The 17,309-nt window shown below is 68.7% G+C and carries 14 protein-coding genes and 1 tRNA gene; 10 read left to right on the plus strand and 5 right to left on the minus strand.

What is annotated here, in order from left to right:
* The first annotated feature begins 14 nt into the window (after positions 1-14).
* Entirely contained in the window at positions 15-692 is a 678-nt protein-coding gene (locus RIA68_06510; protein ID MEQ8317091.1) for a GC-type dockerin domain-anchored protein, read from the plus strand.
* A gap of 97 nt (positions 693-789) precedes the next feature.
* Here RIA68_06510 and RIA68_06515 read toward each other — a convergent pair whose 3' ends face one another.
* Positions 790-1,665, minus strand: a complete 876-nt coding sequence (locus RIA68_06515; GenBank protein MEQ8317092.1) for a bifunctional 5,10-methylenetetrahydrofolate dehydrogenase/5,10-methenyltetrahydrofolate cyclohydrolase — start codon at positions 1,663-1,665, stop codon at positions 790-792.
* A 42-nt stretch (positions 1,666-1,707) separates the two neighbouring features.
* Between RIA68_06515 and ligA the strand changes: the two genes are divergently transcribed.
* Positions 1,708-3,888, plus strand: a complete 2,181-nt coding sequence (gene ligA / locus RIA68_06520) for an NAD-dependent DNA ligase LigA (protein ID MEQ8317093.1) — start codon at positions 1,708-1,710, stop codon at positions 3,886-3,888.
* A 23-nt stretch (positions 3,889-3,911) separates the two neighbouring features.
* Positions 3,912-4,490, plus strand: a complete 579-nt coding sequence (locus tag RIA68_06525; protein ID MEQ8317094.1) for a CYTH domain-containing protein — start codon at positions 3,912-3,914, stop codon at positions 4,488-4,490.
* 10 nt (positions 4,491-4,500) lie between these two features.
* Here RIA68_06525 and RIA68_06530 read toward each other — a convergent pair whose 3' ends face one another.
* Complete coding sequence (locus tag RIA68_06530) at positions 4,501-5,502, minus strand: CorA family divalent cation transporter (protein ID MEQ8317095.1); 1,002 nt, start codon at positions 5,500-5,502, stop codon at positions 4,501-4,503.
* Entirely contained in the window at positions 5,499-9,167 is a 3,669-nt protein-coding gene (locus RIA68_06535) for a mechanosensitive ion channel (protein MEQ8317096.1), read from the minus strand. Before RIA68_06535 ends, RIA68_06530 begins: the two co-directional genes overlap by 4 nt.
* Positions 9,168-9,264: 97 nt before the next feature.
* On the opposite strand from RIA68_06535, the gene RIA68_06540 reads away from it, so the two are divergent.
* The 3 genes from RIA68_06540 (at position 9,265) to RIA68_06550 (ending at position 11,062) form a co-directional block, all read left to right on the plus strand.
* The gene (locus tag RIA68_06540; GenBank protein ID MEQ8317097.1) at positions 9,265-9,870 is read left to right on the plus strand and encodes a sigma-70 family RNA polymerase sigma factor; all 606 of its coding nucleotides are present in this window, start codon (positions 9,265-9,267) and stop codon (positions 9,868-9,870) included.
* The gene (locus RIA68_06545) at positions 9,867-10,157 is read left to right on the plus strand and encodes a hypothetical protein (GenBank protein ID MEQ8317098.1); all 291 of its coding nucleotides are present in this window, start codon (positions 9,867-9,869) and stop codon (positions 10,155-10,157) included. The genes RIA68_06540 and RIA68_06545 overlap by 4 nt, the downstream gene beginning before the upstream one ends.
* A gap of 119 nt (positions 10,158-10,276) precedes the next feature.
* Positions 10,277-11,062 carry a spondin domain-containing protein gene (locus RIA68_06550; protein ID MEQ8317099.1) on the plus strand — a complete coding sequence of 262 codons (786 nt, stop codon included), beginning with the start codon at positions 10,277-10,279 and terminating at the stop codon, positions 11,060-11,062.
* Between the two features lie 69 nt (positions 11,063-11,131).
* Here the strand turns inward: RIA68_06550 and RIA68_06555 are convergent, their stop codons facing one another.
* A complete protein-coding gene (locus RIA68_06555) occupies positions 11,132-12,553 on the minus strand; it encodes a hypothetical protein (GenBank protein ID MEQ8317100.1) in 1,422 nt (473 codons plus the stop codon).
* Between the two features lie 108 nt (positions 12,554-12,661).
* Between RIA68_06555 and RIA68_06560 the strand changes: the two genes are divergently transcribed.
* Positions 12,662-14,602: an ankyrin repeat domain-containing protein gene (locus RIA68_06560; protein ID MEQ8317101.1), complete on the plus strand. Its 1,941-nt coding sequence runs from the start codon at positions 12,662-12,664 to the stop codon at positions 14,600-14,602.
* Positions 14,603-14,641: 39 nt separating this feature from the next.
* Here the strand turns inward: RIA68_06560 and RIA68_06565 are convergent.
* A tRNA-Phe gene (locus RIA68_06565) sits at positions 14,642-14,714 on the minus strand.
* A gap of 184 nt (positions 14,715-14,898) precedes the next feature.
* Between RIA68_06565 and RIA68_06570 the strand changes: the two genes are divergently transcribed.
* From RIA68_06570 to RIA68_06580, 3 genes are all read left to right on the plus strand, one after another.
* A complete protein-coding gene (locus RIA68_06570) occupies positions 14,899-15,387 on the plus strand; it encodes a hypothetical protein (GenBank protein MEQ8317102.1) in 489 nt (162 codons plus the stop codon).
* The gene (locus RIA68_06575; protein MEQ8317103.1) at positions 15,384-15,872 is read left to right on the plus strand and encodes a glycosyltransferase; all 489 of its coding nucleotides are present in this window, start codon (positions 15,384-15,386) and stop codon (positions 15,870-15,872) included. The genes RIA68_06570 and RIA68_06575 overlap by 4 nt, the downstream gene beginning before the upstream one ends.
* Positions 15,873-15,942: 70 nt before the next feature.
* Positions 15,943-17,307, plus strand: coding sequence for a nucleotide sugar dehydrogenase (locus RIA68_06580; GenBank protein ID MEQ8317104.1), 1,365 nt, complete (start codon positions 15,943-15,945; stop codon positions 17,305-17,307).
* The last annotated feature ends 2 nt before the right edge of the window (positions 17,308-17,309 follow it).

Consider the following 17,309-nt stretch of genomic DNA (forward strand, 5'->3'; position numbering starts at 1 on the left):
CGGAGACCCGTGAGATGCGAAGCACGACGACGATCGTGGCCCTGGTGACCGCAAGCGTCACCGCCACCACCCTCGCCCAGACCACCCAGCCCGAGCCCAGCGTGTTCCGCGTGCCCGGGGGCGTCGAGTTCACGCTGAACAACGCCGGCGCCAGCGACTATCTCTTCAACTGGTCCGATGCCGGCGGCGCGTTTGTCGACGAAGTGGACCCGACGTTCATCCTGACCGCGGGCGAGACGTACCTGTTCCGCCGCCTCACCGGCGCCCACCCGTTCGTCATCACCGACGACACCCTCGAGGTGACCGGCGGCGACGGTACGTACCGACGCGTCACGACCGACGGTGCCGTCATCGATGCCGCCACGCTCAAGCCCATCGACGCCTTCACCGCCGATCCGGCCCCGACCGACGACTTCATCGAATGGACCCCCTCGGCCGACGACGTGGGGCAGTATTACTACACCTGCCGCGTCACGGGCCACCGTGGCATGACCGGCTCGATCATCGTCGAAGCGGCCGACGCCTGCCGGGCAGACCTCGACGGCGACGGCGATCTCACGATCTTCGACTTCCTGGCCTTCCAGAACCTGTTCGACACGGGCGACCCGCTGGCCGACTTCGACGGCGACGGCGAGCTGACGCTGTTCGACTTCCTGGCCTTCCAGAACGAGTTCGACGGCGGCTGCCCGTAAGCGCCGCGTCGACCCCAGGACCAAGCGGGGCCATGGTGCGAGCCCGGATCCCCTTCGATCCCGAGGAAGGGCCCGGGCTCGCGCCAGGTGATTGCTCCTACAGATCGCTCACGCCGCCCTCCGCGGCTGCCACGACGTTCCGCAGCAGCATCGCAACGGTCATCGGCCCAACGCCTCCCGGCACGGGGCTGATGAAGGCTGCCTTCTGCTTGACCTCTTCGAACGCCACGTCGCCGACCGTCTTGGTCGAACCATCGTCTTGGGCGACCCGGTTGACGCCGACGTCAACCACGACCGCGCCGGGCTTGACCCAATCGGCCTTGACGAGCTCGGGCACGCCCGCAGCCGCGATCACCACGTCGGCCGTACGGGCGAGCTCGGCCGCCCCTTCCGTGTGCACGTTGCAGCTGATGACGGTGGCCTCCTGCTGCATCAGGAGCACGGCGATCGGCTTGCCCACCACGTCGCCCGCCCCCACCACGACGCACCGCGCCCCCTTGAGCTCGACGCCCGTCGAAAGCACCATGCGCAGCGTTGCCAGGGCCGTGCACGGCGCCAGGCTGCTGCGGCCGTAGACGACGTTTCCGATGTTGGCCGGGTTGACGCCCTCGACGTCCTTGTCCGGATCGATCCGCCGCTGGACCTCGTAGGCATCCACGCCCTCGGGCATGGGCAGGTGCACCATGATGGCATGGCACTCGTCCTTGGAGTTCAGCAGCAGCACGCGGCCGGCGATCTCGTCGAAGCCGGCGTGGGCGTGGAGCGTGTGGAGTCGATAGCCGATGCCCAGCGCTTCGCAGGTCCGCTGCTGGCTGTCGGCGTACTGCCTCGCGGCGCTGTCGCCGTCGTCGACGAGCAGGGCGTCGAGCCGGACGGGCCGGCCCTGCGACTGGAGCGCGGCGGCGCGCCGCGCGATCTCGTCGCGGTAGCGAGCGGCCAGGGCCCTGCCGTCGATGATGGTTGCCTCGGGCACGTGGCATCGTACCTTGCCTCGCACCACTATGCTGGACGCACGATGGCCAAGAAGGACGAGCATGCCCGCATCGCCGAGCTCCGCGACCTGCTGACGCGGGCCAACCGGGCCTACTACGCCGACGCCGACCCCATCATGAGCGACACCGAGTTCGACCGGCTGCTCGAGGAGCTGGCCGGGCTCGAGGCGAAGCACCCTGACCTTGCCGACCCCGCCAGTCCGACGGTGCGCGTGGGCGGCGAGCCGATCGAAGGCTTCGAGACGCGCAATCACGCCGTCCCGATGATGAGCATTGACAACACCTACAACGAGGCCGAGGTTCGGGCCTGGGTCGAACGGGTCACCAAGGCGATCAAGTCCGGCGGGGGCGGCAACGCCGAGGCGGACCGCTTCGTGTGCGACCCGAAGGTCGACGGCGTCGCGGTCAGCCTGCGCTACGAGAAGGGCGAGCTGGCGTACGCCCTCACCCGAGGCGACGGAGCCAGCGGCGACGACGTGACCCACGCCGTGCGCACCGTCCGCGCGATCCCCCTGCGCCTCAACGCACCCAAGGAGCAGGTGCCCGACGTGCTCGAGGTCCGCGGCGAGCTGTTCATCCCGCTGTCGCAGTTCGCCCGCATCAACCGCGAGCGGGCCGAGGCGGGCGAGGCGCCGCTCATGAATCCGCGCAACGCGACGGCGGGCACCATCAAGATGCTCGACCCAACGGTGGCGGCCGATCGAAAGCTGGGCTTCGTCGCCCATGGCAGGGGTGAGGTCGACGACGGCTTTGCCGAGTCATTCAGTCAGTTCATGAAGCAGGTCAAATCGATGGGGATGGCAGTGAGCCCGATGGCCACGACCGCTCGCGACGCCGACGCGGTGCTCGCGGCCATCGAGCAGTTCAACGAAGATCGCCACGACCTGGACTACCTGACCGACGGCATGGTCGTGCGCGTCAACCGCTTCGAGCAGCAGGAGCTGCTGGGCTACACGAGCAAGAGCCCGCGGTGGGCCATCGCATACAAGTACGCCGCCGAGCGCGCGACGACCGTCATGTTGGGCGTGGAACACCAGGTCGGCAAGACCGGCAAGATCACGCCCCGCGCCACGATGGAGCCCGTGCTGCTCGCCGGCACCACCGTGCAGCACGCCACGCTGCACAACTACGGCCAGATCGCCCAGAAGGACATCCGCATCGGCGACACCGTCGAGATCGAGAAGGCCGGCGAGATCATTCCGTACGTGCTGGGCGTGGTGGCGTCGGCGCGGTCGAAGGACAGCACCAAGATCAAGCCGCCCAAGAAGTGCCCGGCGTGCGGCGGCGTCGTCGAGATCGAGCCGACCGAGGCAGCCGGCAACCCGAAGCTGGAGACGACGCGCCGCTGCGTCAACCCCGAGTGCCCCGCCCAGGTCCGCGAGAAGCTCGTGTGGTTCGTGGGCCGCCGGCAGATGGACATCGACGGGCTGGGCGAGAAGACCATCGACCTGATCCGCGAGAGCGACGACATCCCGCTCGGGCACTTCTCGGACATCTTCCGCTTGCACGAGCACGAGGAGGCGCTGCGAAACCTGGAGGGCCTAGGCGAGAAGTCGGTGCAGCAGATGCTCGACGGCATCGAGGCCTCGAAGGGCCGCGGCATGGCCCGCGTGCTGGCGGGGCTGGGCATCCGCCACGTGGGCGAGAGCACGGCCAAGTCGCTCGCGCGCGTGTTCCCGTCGGTCGATGCGTTGCTCGAGGCCGAGGCGTGGCAGCTCATGCCCACGGCCCTGAACTCGATGAGCCAGGCCGAGCGTGAGCGGCTGACCGGCTCGCCCGACAAGCTCGACGACCCGCCCGAGACCGGGCTGGGCGCGTTGACGGCACCGATCGTGCACGAGTACCTGCACTCGAAGGCGGCGCGCGAGACGTTCGATGCGTTGCGAGAGGTCGGCGTCGATCTATCGAGCAAGGACTACGTCGATCCGGCCGAACGACAAGCGATCGCGTCGGCCGACAACTCCTTCGCCGGGCGCACCTTCGTGATGACCGGCTCGCTGGAGCGTTTCGAGCGGAACGCGCTCAAGGATGTGCTCGAGGGGCTGGGCGCGAAGGTCTCGGGCTCGGTCAGCAAGAACACCGACGTGGTCGTCGCCGGCGAGAAGGCCGGCAGCAAGCTCGAGAAGGCCGAGAAGCTGGGCGTCGAGATATGGGACGAGGCCAGGCTGCTCAAGGAGCTGCCCGCCGAGCATCGGCCGGGATAATCCCGCCGAGGTCGAGCGGCCCGATGGCCGATAGTGGTTCCGGGCGCGATCGGTGCGCCCGGAAGGACGCCACGCGGATGCAGAGCCTTGAGTTTCGCACCGAGCTACGCGACCCGGAGACGGCCATGGCCGCGTTGCTGCGCGCCGGGGCCACGCCGCTGGTCACGCTCGAGCTACGCGACACCTACTTCCGCGTGCCCAGCGGCGTCTTCAAGAAGCGCGAGGCCGTCGACGAGCCGGTCGAGTACGTCTTTTATGACCGGCGGAGCGGGCTGGCACCGCGGCTGTGCCGCTTCACGCTGTACGACGAGCCGCAGATGCGGCTGCGGTTCGGCCGGACCGACCCGCCGACGTGGCGCGTGGTGTGCAAGACGCGTGTGGCGTTGATGCGAGCCAACGTCCGCATCCACCTGGACGAGGTCGTCGGGCTCGGGCAATTCTGCGAGCTCGAGGCAGCGGTGAGCAAGGCCCACAACGTCGCACGCTGCCACGAAAACATCGGCGAACTCCGCCACATCCTGGGTCCGACGCTGGGCGAACCGGTCACCGGCACCTACGCCGACATGCTCGACGCGCTCGAGCCCGAGCGGCACGTGGGCTAGCCGGGATCACCTAGAGCCACTTCAGCCTGCGCAGCAGCCACAGCTGGCCGGCCAGCACGGCACCGAACACCGCCAGCCAGACCCAGATCGCCCATGGCTGCTGCGTGAAGGGGACGCCCGCGACGTTCATGCCGAGCAGGCCCGTGAGGAACGAGAGCGGCAGAAAGATCGCCGTCACGATGGCCAGCGCGTAGAGGCGGCGGTTGAGCGTCTCGTCTTCCTGGCCGGCGACCTCGGCCCGCGCGAGCTCGGCGCGGACGTTCTGGTTATCAAGTTCGTCGACGAGCCGAGTGATGCGGTCCGAGAGCTCGACGAGGGCCGGCGTGAGATCCTTGGGCATGAGCGTGGGCGGTGCGAGGCGGAGCTCGGCGATGGCGTCGCGCAGCGGCAGGGCATAGCGACGGAGCGTGATGATGCGGAGGCGGAGTCGTGCGATGTCCCGGCGGTCGACGCGGGTGTCTTCGTCGATGACGTCTTCGAGGTAGTCGTCGATCTGCTCGCCGCTCTCGGTGACGGTGGGCGTCATGCGTTCGAGCAGGTTCTCCAGGAGCATGAGCAGCAGTTCGCCGGCCGCATCGACCTTGACCTTGGGCACGGGCATCTCGATGCTGGCGGCGACGTCTTCGGCGGCGCGCAGGCGGCGGCGAACGACGGTGACGAGCCGGCCGGGCGTGAGCCAGGCGCGGATCGAGATCATGTCTTCGGGCATCGCCTCGGCGTTGAGGTTGACGCCCCGGCCGATGAAGAGCAGCCCGCCGTTCCACTGCACGCAGCGCGGCCGCGTCTGTAGGGCGAGCATGGCGTCGGCAACGTCCTCGGGCAGGTCTTGCTGTAGACGCAGCCACTCGGCGGCGTTGGGCCGGTTGTGGTCGAGGTGGAGCCAGCGCCACGCGGCCTCGCCCGTGATGATCTGCTCGATGGGCGCCTGCGGGTTGCGCTCGACGCCGGCGGGCGACGCGTGGATGAGAACGCCCGAGTCGGGCGCCATGGCCGTGAACTTCATCGCGCTCATCGAGGTTCCTCGGTGCCTTCGGCAGTATCGGGCTGGCGATCATCCGAGCGTGAACGCTGGGCGAGCGCGTCGGCGAGCGGTCCGATGTCGCGGATGTTGAGATCTCGCTGCGGGAAGGCGATCTCGATGTCGAGCTCGCGGAAGCGCTCGGCGATGCGCGTGTGCAGCTCGCTCTTGACGTCGAGGAAGAAGTCGTAGCTCTCCAGGTAGACGCGCAGCTCGAAGTTCAGCGTGCTGTCGCCGAAGCCCAGGAAGAGCGAGCGGACGCGCGGCTCGGCGACGACGTGGGCTTGGGACTTGCCGAGTTCGAGCAGCTCGCGTTCGACCAGGCGGACGTCGGAGCCGTAGGAAACACCCACGGGCACGGTGACGCGGATTCGGGGGTCCGACAGCGTCCAGTTCGTGAATTCCTGGGTGATGAAGACCTTGTTGGGGATGATGACCTCGCGGAGTTCCCAGTCGAGCACGGTGGTCGCGCGCATGCGGATGCGTGTGACCTTGCCGTTCATGTTGTTCACGGTCACGGTGTCGCCCACGCGCATGGGCCGCTCGATGAGGATGATCAGTCCCGAGATGAAGTTGGCGAAGATCTCTTGCAGGCCGAAGGCAAGGCCGAAGGTGAGCGCGGCGGCGAGGAACTGGACCTGCGACCAGCCGATGCCGATGGCCCCGAAGCCCAGGAAGATGCCGACGATGACCAGCAGGTATCGGAGGATGCTGGTGACGGCAAATCGGGCGCCCGCGTCGAGCGGCAACCGCTTGAGGAGGGTGATCTCGAGCAGGCCGGGCAAGTTCCGCGCCAGCACCCAGGTGATGGCAAAGAAGAGAAAGGCCGAACCGACGTCGGCGAGCGTCACGACGTTGACGCCCTCGCTCGGCGTCGATTCGCCCGTGGAAGTGGAGCCGAAGGGGTTGAAGCCCGAACCGCCGCCCGAGGATGACGATGCCTGCTCACTGGATTGGTCGGCGGACTGCTCGGTCGACTCGGAAGCCGGGGCGGGCTGTGCATCGACGAACGCGGGGGCCGCTGATCGGTCCGAGTCGACGAGCCTGACGTTGGGCCAGAGCTGGACGCGCTCGAGCATGCGGAGCGCCGGGAGCTGCTGTGCCCAGAGCGCGTACATGCCCAGGACCACGCCGACGAGCACGGCCGCGACGAGGACGCGGCGCGTCTGCGTGTCGACCTCGGCGGCGTCGAGTTCGGGCGTCTCGATCTCGATGCCGCCGTCTTCGCCACCGCCCTGGGCCTTTTCGGCGCGCTCGGCGGCCTCTTCTTCGCGACGCTGCTGGGCGCGCTTGACGAGCATGCGCCGGCGCTCGATGAACAGCCAGCGGAGCACGAGGTTGTACGCGATGGTCGCAACGACCGCGAGCCAGACGGTCAGGTGGAAGCGCTCGTCGAGCTGGGCGGCGGTGTAGTAGAAGCCCAGGCCCGCGAGCACGGCGAGCGCGATGGGCGCCGCGACGAACAGCGGATACCAGATCCATCGCGTCTGATTGATGACGCCCGAACGGTGCTTGGCCAAGTAGTTCTTGACCAAGGGCAGCCAGGGCGCAAACGCCGCGGCGGTGAACATGGCTAAGACGAGCTGTCCCAGCATGAACAGTGGGCGGCCGACTGCGTCGTTGTAGACCAGGTCGGACTGGTGGACGTAGGCGCGTGTCACGACCGTCAGCGGGAGGATGGTGGCTTCGAGCAGGAAGACGAGGCGGCGGAATTGCGTGAGCCCATCGCGGCGCCAGCGGAAGTGGGCCTCGAACAGGCCGTCCGTCCGGGCGGCGTGTCGGACGAATTCGAGCACGAAGGCAAGGATGGACGCGTCGAACAGCGCCCGTCCGACCGCCTCGGCGACTTCGACCTCGGTGCCGGTCAGCAAGAGGCTGACCAGGCCGAGCGCGATGGGCAGCGGGAGGCTGACGACGATGGTGAGTGGGATGGCCTCCAGCGTCAGCCGCATGCTGTCGGTGCCGAACTTGCGGACCTTTCCTGCGATCGACCGCAGGGCGCTGCGGGCTCGTCGGCGGGCCCACGCCGAGACGATCAGGGCGATGGCGACGGGCACGACGAGCACGTTCGGCGGCCACAGCTCGCCCAAGGCACCGACCCAGTTCGAACCGATGGGTTCCGGATCGGTGAGGTCGCGAGAGCCGCCGAGGAGCCACACGCCACCATCGAGGACGTCTTCGACCCGCGGGATCGACGGACCCTGCACGCTGCGGGTCCAGAGGATGCGCTCTTCGATGAACGTCCGAAAGGCGTCGGTGGTCTCGGCCAGGGCACTCCGCGTCGTGAGGAGCTCGTACCCCTCGTTCACGTAGGCCCGGTACTCGGACTCGAGGGCCTGAAGCGTCTCGACGTAGCTGGTGATGATGCTCGTAATCTGGCGTTCGACGTCGGCGGGCAACGAGTCGGCACCGTTCGTGACGCGCTCGCGTGCACGTGCGATGGCCGCCTGGACGTCGCGGAACTCCAGCAGCTCTTCTTCGACCTCGATCAGGTTGAGCTGAGCTTCGTCGATCCGGGTCTTGAGCTGGTCGTCGTCGGCTGGCTCGTAGCGCGAAAGGTTGCGCAGCTCGGTTCGCAGCGACTGGCCGACGATCTCGGTGAGGCCGGCGGCCTGGACACGCGCCGCCGTCGTGCGAGCCCGCCGCTGGAGATCCTCGAGCTTCTCGTCGGCCCGATTCCGCGCGACGCGGAGCGACTCGAGTCGCTCGAGCGTGCCCTGCGGGCCGAGCCGCCGGCTCGCAAGCTCGCTCGTGCGCTCGGCGATCTGACTGAGCTGCCGATCGGCGACGTCGTCGGCTTGCTCGAGGGCTTCTTGCTGGGCCTGGCGGGCGCGGCGGTTCGCCGCCTCGGTCTCGGCGGCGCGGAGCCTCTCGAGCAACCGTGACGCCGCGTCGGCCTTGCGCTGGGCGAGCGTCTGGCGGAGCGGCAGGAGCTCGCGGCGGGCGTTGTAGCTGGCGACTTCGGCCTCGAGCCGAGCGATGCGAGCGGCAAGCTCGGCCGCCTCGGCCTGCTTCTGCCATCGGCGGGCGAGTGCGGCGGGATCCTCGGGGTCGGCCGGCAGCGCGGCCAGCTCGGTCGTTGCCTGGGTCAGGGCCTCTCCCCACTCGACGAGCTGGACCGGGGCCTCCGCGAGCTTCTGCGCGCGCGTTGCCTGCTCGGCCTCGAGGCGCGATTGCTCGGCGCGGGCTGCCTCGAGACGGGCCTCGGCCTCTGCGATCTGGGCACGGACGGCCTCGAGGGCCTCGTCGGCTGGCAGCTCGCTCGTGTCGGGGAGCGTCGGGGTGGTGACCGGCTGATCGACCTCGGCGCGGAGTTGCTCGATCGTGCCCGGCGCCGCGGCGAGTGCGTCGACGAACTCCTGCTGCTGGGCCTGGGACGCGCTGCGCTGCTGGAGCGATGCCAACGCCGCACGCAGCGGAGCGAGGATCGCATCCCTCTGGGCGTCCTCCAGGTCTTCTCGGGCCTCGACCTCTGCAATGCGCTCCTGCACCTGCGCGGTGGTCGGGGCGTCGATCGCGGGCGGTTGGGCCTGGGCCGCCTCGGGCGCCACGACCGGCGAGTCCTGGCTCAGGGGCTCGGTGGCGTCTTGGGAACGGGCACCGCACGCAACGAGCAAGATTGCGGCGGTCACGAACAATCGCGAAGAAATCGAACGCATCGCCCCAGTGTAAGCCCGGCGGCTGACGCCTCTCGGGGCGTCGGGGTAGGCTCGAACCCGGCCGGCCAACCTGTACGGACGCGTTCGAGAGTCTCCCATGGACCCAAGCGACCACAGTCCGAGCGTCGACCCGAGCCGATGGGTGGAAGCCCACGGCGATGCGCTCTATGCGTATGCGCTGCGGCGGCTGGGGGACGCGGGCGAAGCCGAAGACGCGGTGCAGGATTGCCTTCTGGCAGCGCTCGGAGCAGCCCGGTCGTTCCGCGGCGATTCGGCCGAACGGACGTGGCTCACGGGCATCCTCAAGCACAAGGTACTGGACGCGTTGCGGGCCCGATATCGCCGCAAGGAGCACGCCGCCGACCTCGCGGAGATGGCCTCGGCCCCGCTGGAGGACTTTTCTGACGGTTTCTGGCGGGTTCACCAGCAAGGATGGGCTATGTTGGTCGACCAAGGGATGGGCGCGACTCCGCTGGGATCGATGGAGCGGGCCGAGTTTGCCCGCCGGGTAGCCCGGGCGGTCGAACGCTTGCCCGAGCCGATGCGGTCGGTGCTCGTGCTGCGGGAGGTCGACGGTCTGAGCTCGGCGGAATTGGGAGAAGCCTTGGGCGTAAGCGCCTCGCAAGTCTGGACGCTGGTGCATCGGGCCAAGGCCCGGCTGCGGCGGGAGCTCGACGGCGCGGGCGAGGGCGGCGACGCATGAAGCGCGTGGCCGCCCTGTTCTCGACGCTCTGGTACGTGCTGACCCTTCGATGCGAGGAAGCCGACCGCATCCGCGCTAACTTCAGCGATCCGGCCGTGACGCGGGCCCAGCGGGCGGGCGAACGGATGCACAGCGCGCTGTGCGGTTCGTGCCGGGCGGCTCGTCGCAAGATGCGCGACATCGGCGACGCGCTCGAGAGTCTCGACGAGGCAACCACGCCCGAGCCCATGCCCGACGCGGTCCGCCACCGCCTGATCGATCGCCTTCGCGAGTCGGATCGGAACTGATCACAGATTTTCTCGGAACGCCTGCAAGGCGCCGCGTGCCCGATCGACCCATCGGGCGCGCGGCGATGGGTCGTCGCGCCGGGAGATACGGGAGAGACCCAACGCAGGAGATGCAGAAGATGAACCGAACGACCACGATGATGCTCGGCCTGGCGGCGCTGACGGCCGCGCCGGCGCTGGCACAGACCGTCGAGATCCGCATCGAGAACCTCCAGGAGCCCGGCGGCATGGCCTTCACGCCGTTCTGGGTTGGCTTCCACGACAACACGTTCGACGTGTTCGACGCGGGGACCGCCGCCACGGGTGGGATCACGGCCATCGCCGAGCTCGGCGATACGGGCCCGCTGAGCGCCCGCTTCGCGATGGAGCAGCCCATGGGCGTCGATGCGACGTTTGCCGATCCGAGTGGCCCGCCCGTGTTCAGCCCGGGCGAGAGCGCCTCGATGGTGTTCGACGTGGGCGACGCGACCCGCAACCGCTACTTCAACTACGCCTCGATGGTCGTGCCCACCAATGACCTGTTCGTCGGCAACGACAGCGCGCGCGAGATCTTCGACGCCGACGGAAACTTCCTCGGCCCGGTCACGATCGACATCTTCGGCCGCAGCGTGTACGACAACGGCACCGAGGTCAACGACATTACCGATGGCCCGGCGTTCGTCGCCGGCATCGACGCGACCGGAGGCACGCGCGAATTCGAGGACATCCAGTTCTTCTTCTCGCGGCCGGGCGCCGACGCGTACCTCGCGTCGATCATCGGAACGACGACCGCTCCGGGCGACGAGATTACCCGCGTGTTCACCGAGGGCGACCTCATCGGCCGCATCACGATCGTGCCCGCGCCGGGCGTGGGCGCCGTCGGGCTGCTCGCGGGCATGGGCCTGATCGCCCGCCGCCGGCGCTGACCCGCCCCGCTAGACCTTGGTTTTTTCTTCGGATCGCGGCCGCACTCGGGGAGGGCGGCCGCGGTTCTTTCATTCTTCGACCGGCTGCTCGAGCAGCATGTACAGCAGGTTGTTCACGAAGTCGGGCGAGCGCGTGAGGCCGAGATGATCGGCGTTGATGAACTGCACGCGGTCCCAATCGATGGGTGAGTCGAGTCCGGCTGCAAACTCCCGACCTTGCCGCTCGTCCATGAGCGCACTCAGCCTCGTCACGGTGTCGTCGCCGGCCGAACGCTCGAGGACGCGGACCTTGCCGTCTTCGTCGACGCCCAGGACGCTGTTGGTCTGCCGGGCGTCTCCGATGAAGATGGAGATGGTCGTGCCCTCTGGCGGACTGGCGGGCAGGTCGACGGCGCGGAAGAACTGCTCGGCGCTCGCCAGGCACTTCTCGAGGTGCTCCAGCGCGATCGCGGCTCGCTCTTCCTCGCTCTCGACTTCGGGCAGCAGCCACCGCAGCACCTTGTCGGCCTTCGGGCTGGCCAGCCCCCACTGGTACCGCTTCCACGTCTGGACGTCGAGCACGTCGATCGGCTCGCCCGTCATGCGATCGATGACCGTCGCGTGACGCGGGCGGGGCAGGAGCTGGTAGATCGCCGGCATCGTGCCGAGCACGGCCGGGCGGTAGTTCGGGAAGAGCGGGTTGAGGTTGAGCCCTTCGACGAGTTGCTCGAGCGCCTTGGCCGAGCCGGCGTTGGGCGTGCCGATGAGGATGGCCTGGCGGACGTTGCGCGCGCCGGCCCAGTTTAGCTCGGGCAGCGAGCCGTCTTCGGGCAGGGGCTGGTCGCCGTAGCGCAGGTAGTACCGCAGCACGAGCCCGCCCATGGAGTGCGCCACGACGTCGACCTTCACGTGCTCGCCCTCGGGCAGGCCCTTGCCCGCGCGGGCCTGGTCTTGTGCGTCGAGGATGCGCGTGTGCAGCTCGGCGGCGTTCTCCGAGAGCTCGCGCCGCCAGTCGTAGCCGTACTGGAAGCACGTGTAGTGCAGCCCGCCGTAGTTGACGGCGCCGCTATTACCCAACTCCTCGTCGCGGTACTCGCCGACGGCCAACGTCGTGAGGATGTCGACGTAGGCGCCGATGCGGATGCGACGGAAGGGCGTGACGTTGGCGACGAGGATGTCGAGCACGCCGGGGCTGTACGCGTCGTCTCGCAGCTCTCGCAGCGGCACGCCCTTGGCCATGGGCAGAGCGATCTCGCGCGCGCCCTCGGGCGTGTCGGCATCGGCGGCGCCGTACGTGAACGAGCCCCAGACCTTCTGGCCCGTGGTACGGTTCTCGAGCCGCGAGCCGAGGATGCCCGGGATGACGACCACGGGCGTGCGATCGTTGCCGATCTGCTGGGCCGGCGCGTTGTAGATGGCCGCGAGGTCGGCCCTGGGCGCATGGCAGGCAGCGAACAGGCAGCACGAGCACGCTGCGGCGATGCGGGCTCTTCTTGAGGTCTTCTCGAACATGCGTGCGCCTCATCTCGAAAGGAAGTGAGAAGATTTGACCGACGGGCGAGCGTAGGAACGGGCGTCTGGGTGGATCCGCGAGCCGGGGGGGGCGCGATGCGGCGATGGGTGCCAACAAGGACGCTGCTGGTGCTGGGCCTGGCATTGGCCGGGGGACTATCGGCCAGCGTGGGGATCGCGTGGCTGCGTGCGTCGCTGTGGGGCATGGGGTGGCGCGGGAACGACTGGGTCTCCTACCACGGCTCGGACACCGGCATCGTCGGCGGCTATCCGGTGTCGCCGCTCGGGGCGTTCTCCGTCACCGAATTGCGCACGACCGCTTCGACCGATCGGATCGTCAGATGGGTGGAGCCGCGGTGGGCGAGCGATCCTCCTTACGAGCGGCCGCTGCCGGACTGGAGCATCGTGCACGACGGGCCGCCAGACGAAATGGACCGCCCGTACGCCGTCGAGCGTGCCTACGGCTGGCCGTTGCGCTGCGTGCGCGTGTCGTGGGGGTTCTGCCAGGAAGACGCGTCCTTTCCGGGAGAAGCAATGCGGGGCGGCGTGCTCATCGAGGAAGTAATGTGGGGCAAGACCTCGGTGCATGGGTCCGTCCAGCCCGACCTCAATCGAATCCGCATCGAAGAACGCCGAGCACTGCCGCTCGTGCCAATCTGGAGCGGGCTGGCGGCGAACGCCGTGGTGTTAAGTACGCCGTGGCTGGTGCTGGTGGTGCTGCTCGCGACGCCGGGCACGTTCGTCCGGTGGCGCCGGCGACGACGCGGGCGATGCGTGGCCTGCGACTATCCGTGTCCTGAGGGCGCGGTGGTGGAGCCGGACCGCTGCCCTGAGTGCGGCCTGGCGTACGGCACGCACGTGCCCGCCTGGGGATGGCGGAGCCTCACGCTGCTCGTGCTTCTCGTGGGTGCATCTTGGGCGACCACCCTTGGCTTCGGCATCTGGCGCGCCGTCGAGCGCGAGCCCCTCCCGGCAACGCACCTGGCGGCGGTCGAGGACGACGGCGAGGCGATCAGGCGGCAAGCCGCACTGGGCTTGCCAATCGATGAGGAGTTGACGCGGGGCGTCTGGACGATCGGATACCTGCTCTCGCAGGGTCGACCGCTGGCCTGGGCCGCCACGCGGGGATCGACCGATGCCGTCTCGGCGCTGATCGAGGCAGGGGCCGATGTTGATGCCGATCGAGGCCTGGCGCTTCAACGCGCGGCCCAGCGCGGGCACGCCGACGCGTGCCGGCTGCTCCTCCGCGCTGGCGCCGATCCGCGTCTGGAGGCACGCAATCGCGGAAGTGCGCTCTCGTACGCGCTCGGTTCGGGCGACGCGCGCACGATCGCCACCTTCGTCGAACTTGCCCAACCGTCCGATGAATGGCTCCTCGCGGCGTACGTGCACACCAGCCAAGACATGCTCGAATCGCATCTCGGATCGCGCGAATGGAGCGACGACCAACTCGAGAGCGCCGTGCTCGGGGCTGCCAAGTCCGGCCGGGTCGAGTCGCTCCGGACCTTGCTCGCCCACGGTGCTCTCCCTGATTCGTGGGAGCACTTGCTCCTCGCGGCAGTCGAATCGGGCTCCGCGGAGGCCGTGGCCGTGCTGGTCGATGCTGGAGCCTCGACGACCAACGATGCTTCTCGCGCGCCGACATGGACTTCGCTGGCCGCTGCCGTGCAGCGAGGCGACGCGACAATGGTCGAGTTGGTGCTGCAAGCCGGCGGAGATCCGGGCGCCTTCGGCTATCCGGGCGAGACCGCGATGCACGTGGCCGCCCGCACCGCGCCGATCGAGGTCGTCGACCTGCTGATCTCGACGGGCACGCCGCTGAACCAGGCCCCTCGATCCGCGGGCACGCCGCTGATGTGTGCGGTGGAGTACCGGCGGCTGGACGTTATCGAGCGTTTGCTGGGGGCCGGCGCCGACCCGGCCGTGCGGAACGCGCAGGGCCGCACGGCGCTCGAGATCGCCCGCGGGTACGAGACCGAATACGTAACGGTCCGCCCGGCACCGCCAGAGATCATCCGCGCACTTGAAGAAGCGATGGAGGCCTTCTAAGGGCCGGCATCGACGCGGCGGATCGGTCCAATCAGGAAATGGGCAGACCCGGACTTGAACCGGGGACACCGGCATTTTCAATGCCGTGCTCTACCAACTGAGCTATCTGCCCCATCGCCGCCGGGCGCGGGCCCTGCGGCGTCAGGGGCGAGTATACACCCCCTGGGAGGCGGCGGGTAGCGAGCACGCACCGTCGGATCGGTCGGCCGCCCGTGCGACCCGGCGTATCGTCGGAGCCCGCCCTCATGCCGACCGCGGCAACAGCCGATAGCCGGGGCGGACGGAGGAATCAGTCGTTGGCAGCCGGCACGTCTCCCAAACAGAGCCCTCGCGTCCTGGCGATTGCCTCGGGCGGCGGGCATTGGGTACAGCTCCTCCGCCTGCGGCCTGCGTTCGAGGGTGCCCGCGTCACGTACGTCAGCGTCCGGCCCGCGTACGCCACCGACGTGCCGGGCGAGCGGTTCATCGCCATCAACGACGCGACGCGTTGGGACAAGGTCGGCCTGGCGCGCATGGCGTTCAAGCTGCTGTGGATCATGCTGTGGACGCGGCCGAACGTCGTCATCTCGACCGGCGCGGCTCCTGGCTACTTCGCCATCCGCCTGGGCAAGCTGCTCGGGGCCCGCACGATCTGGCTCGACAGCATCGCCAACGTCGAGGAGATGTCGATGACCGGCATGCTCGTCAAGGACCACGCGACGCTGTGGATGACCCAGTGGCCGCACCTGGCCGCCGGTGGTGGCGCAAACAACCAAGGGCCGGCGTGCCACGGGAGCGTGCTGTGATCTTCGTGACCGTGGGCGCCCAGATGGCGTTCGATCGCATGGTCCGTGCGGTCGATCAATGGGCGGGCGAGACCGGCCGCACGGACGTCTTCGCCCAGATCGGCCCGGCCGAGTACACGCCGCAGCACGTCGAGCACGCGGGGTTCCTGGAGCCGCCGCAGTTCGCCGAGCGGGCCCGGGCGGCCGACGTCATCGTGGCCCATGCGGGCATGGGCTCCATCATCACGGCGCTCACGCTGGGCAAGCCAATCCTGGTCATGCCCAGGCGGGGCGACCTTCGCGAGACCCGCAACGATCATCAAGTCGCCACCGCCAAGCGGCTCAGCGAGCTGGGCAAGGTGGCGGTGGCGATGGATGAAGACGAACTCATCGAGCGTCTCGGGCGTCTTGAGGAACTCACCGCCTCGGGCGCGATCGGGCCCCATGCCCAGGATTCGTTGATCGCCGCCGTTCGGGGCGTGGTGTTTCCTACGCAGGACCGATAGCTTCCTGATACGATCATGCCGGGCCGGAAGATGACCGATAGCCCTGGGAACCCCGGGGAGTGGAAGGGCGATGAGCGAAGCGACGATGGACGCAACGGCAGCGGCGGCATTGAAGGCCAGGCTCGAGGCGAACACCGCCCTCGTGGGCGTCATCGGTCTTGGGTACGTGGGCCTGCCGCTGGCGGCGAGCCTGCATGACGGCGGGCTGCCCGTTCTGGGGCTCGACGTCGATCCATCCAAGATCGAGTCGCTCGGCCGCGGCGAAAACTACCTCAAGCACCTGGGCGACGACATGACTCGCTCGCTGGCCGGCAGCGAGCGTTTCGAGGCGACCAACGACTTCTCGCGGCTGGCCGATGCGGACGTGATCATCGTGTGCCTGCCCACGCCGCTGGGAAAGCACCACGAGCCCGACCTGAGCTACGTCGTGATTGCCGGCGAGCAGATCGGCCGCACGCTGCGTGCCGGACAGCTCATCGTGCTCGAATCGACGACCTATCCCGGCACGACGCGGGGCGAATTCCTCGAGGCCATCGAGCGCGAGGCTGCCGAGCGCGGCGTGCGGCTCGAGTGCGGCAAAGACTACTTTGTCGCCTATTCGCCCGAGCGCGAGGACCCGGGCCGCCAGAGCCACACGACCAGCACCATCCCCAAGCTCGTCGGCGGGCTCGATGAGGCGTCGACCGACCTTGCCATGCAGATGTACGCCAAGGGCATCGAGAACCTGCACCGCGTCGACAGCGCCGAGGTGGCCGAAGCCGCCAAGCTGCTTGAGAACATCTTCCGCGCCGTCAACATCGCGATGGTCAACGAGATGAAGCTCATCCTGACGCGGATGGGCATCGACGTGTGGAAGGTCATCCAGGCGGCCAGCACCAAGCCCTTCGGATTCATGCCCTTCTACCCGGGCCCGGGGCTCGGCGGGCACTGCATCCCGATCGACCCCTTCTACCTGACGTGGAAGGCGCGAGAGTTCGGGCACGTCACGCGCTTCATCGAGCTGGCCGGCGAGATCAACCACGCCATGCCCGCGTACGTGGTGGATCGCCTGGCGACGGCGCTCAACCAGCAGGGCAAGCCCGTCCACGGGTCACGGGTGCTCGTGCTGGGGCTGGCGTACAAGCCCGACGTCGATGACACGCGGGAGAGTCCGTCGTTCGAGGTCATCGAGTTGCTCCGCGAGCGCGGGGCGAGCGTCGACTACAGCGATCCGCACGTGCCCAAGACCATGCCCGTCCGCAAGCACGACCTGCAGATGCACTCGGTGGACCTGACCCCCGAAAACCTCGGGACGTACGACGCCGTCGTCGTGGTCACCAATCACAAGGCCTTCGACTACGCCGCCGTGGCCAAGCACGCGGCGCTGGTGGTCGACACCCGCAATGCCATGTCGCCCCACGCCGAACGCATGGGCGACCGGCTCGTCAAGGCCTGAGC

Source organism: Phycisphaerales bacterium, from assembly GCA_040217175.1.
Taxonomy (GTDB): Bacteria; Planctomycetota; Phycisphaerae; order Phycisphaerales; family UBA1924; genus JAHCJI01.

Excerpts from the sequence above, each read along its gene's own strand:
- RIA68_06525 (MEQ8317094.1), top strand. The coding sequence starts at position 3,912 with ATGGCCGATAGTGGTTCCGGGCGCGATCGGTGCGCCCGGAAGGACGCC.
- RIA68_06550 (MEQ8317099.1), top strand. The coding sequence starts at position 10,277 with ATGAACCGAACGACCACGATGATGCTCGGCCTGGCGGCGCTGACGGCC.
- RIA68_06535 (MEQ8317096.1), bottom strand. The coding sequence starts at position 9,167 with ATGCGTTCGATTTCTTCGCGATTGTTCGTGACCGCCGCAATCTTGCTC.
- RIA68_06540 (MEQ8317097.1), top strand. The coding sequence starts at position 9,265 with ATGGACCCAAGCGACCACAGTCCGAGCGTCGACCCGAGCCGATGGGTG.
- RIA68_06510 (MEQ8317091.1), top strand. The coding sequence starts at position 15 with ATGCGAAGCACGACGACGATCGTGGCCCTGGTGACCGCAAGCGTCACC.
- RIA68_06555 (MEQ8317100.1), bottom strand. The coding sequence starts at position 12,553 with ATGTTCGAGAAGACCTCAAGAAGAGCCCGCATCGCCGCAGCGTGCTCG.
- RIA68_06545 (MEQ8317098.1), top strand. The coding sequence starts at position 9,867 with ATGAAGCGCGTGGCCGCCCTGTTCTCGACGCTCTGGTACGTGCTGACC.
- ligA (MEQ8317093.1), top strand. The coding sequence starts at position 1,708 with ATGGCCAAGAAGGACGAGCATGCCCGCATCGCCGAGCTCCGCGACCTG.
- RIA68_06530 (MEQ8317095.1), bottom strand. The coding sequence starts at position 5,502 with ATGAGCGCGATGAAGTTCACGGCCATGGCGCCCGACTCGGGCGTTCTC.
- RIA68_06580 (MEQ8317104.1), top strand. The coding sequence starts at position 15,943 with ATGAGCGAAGCGACGATGGACGCAACGGCAGCGGCGGCATTGAAGGCC.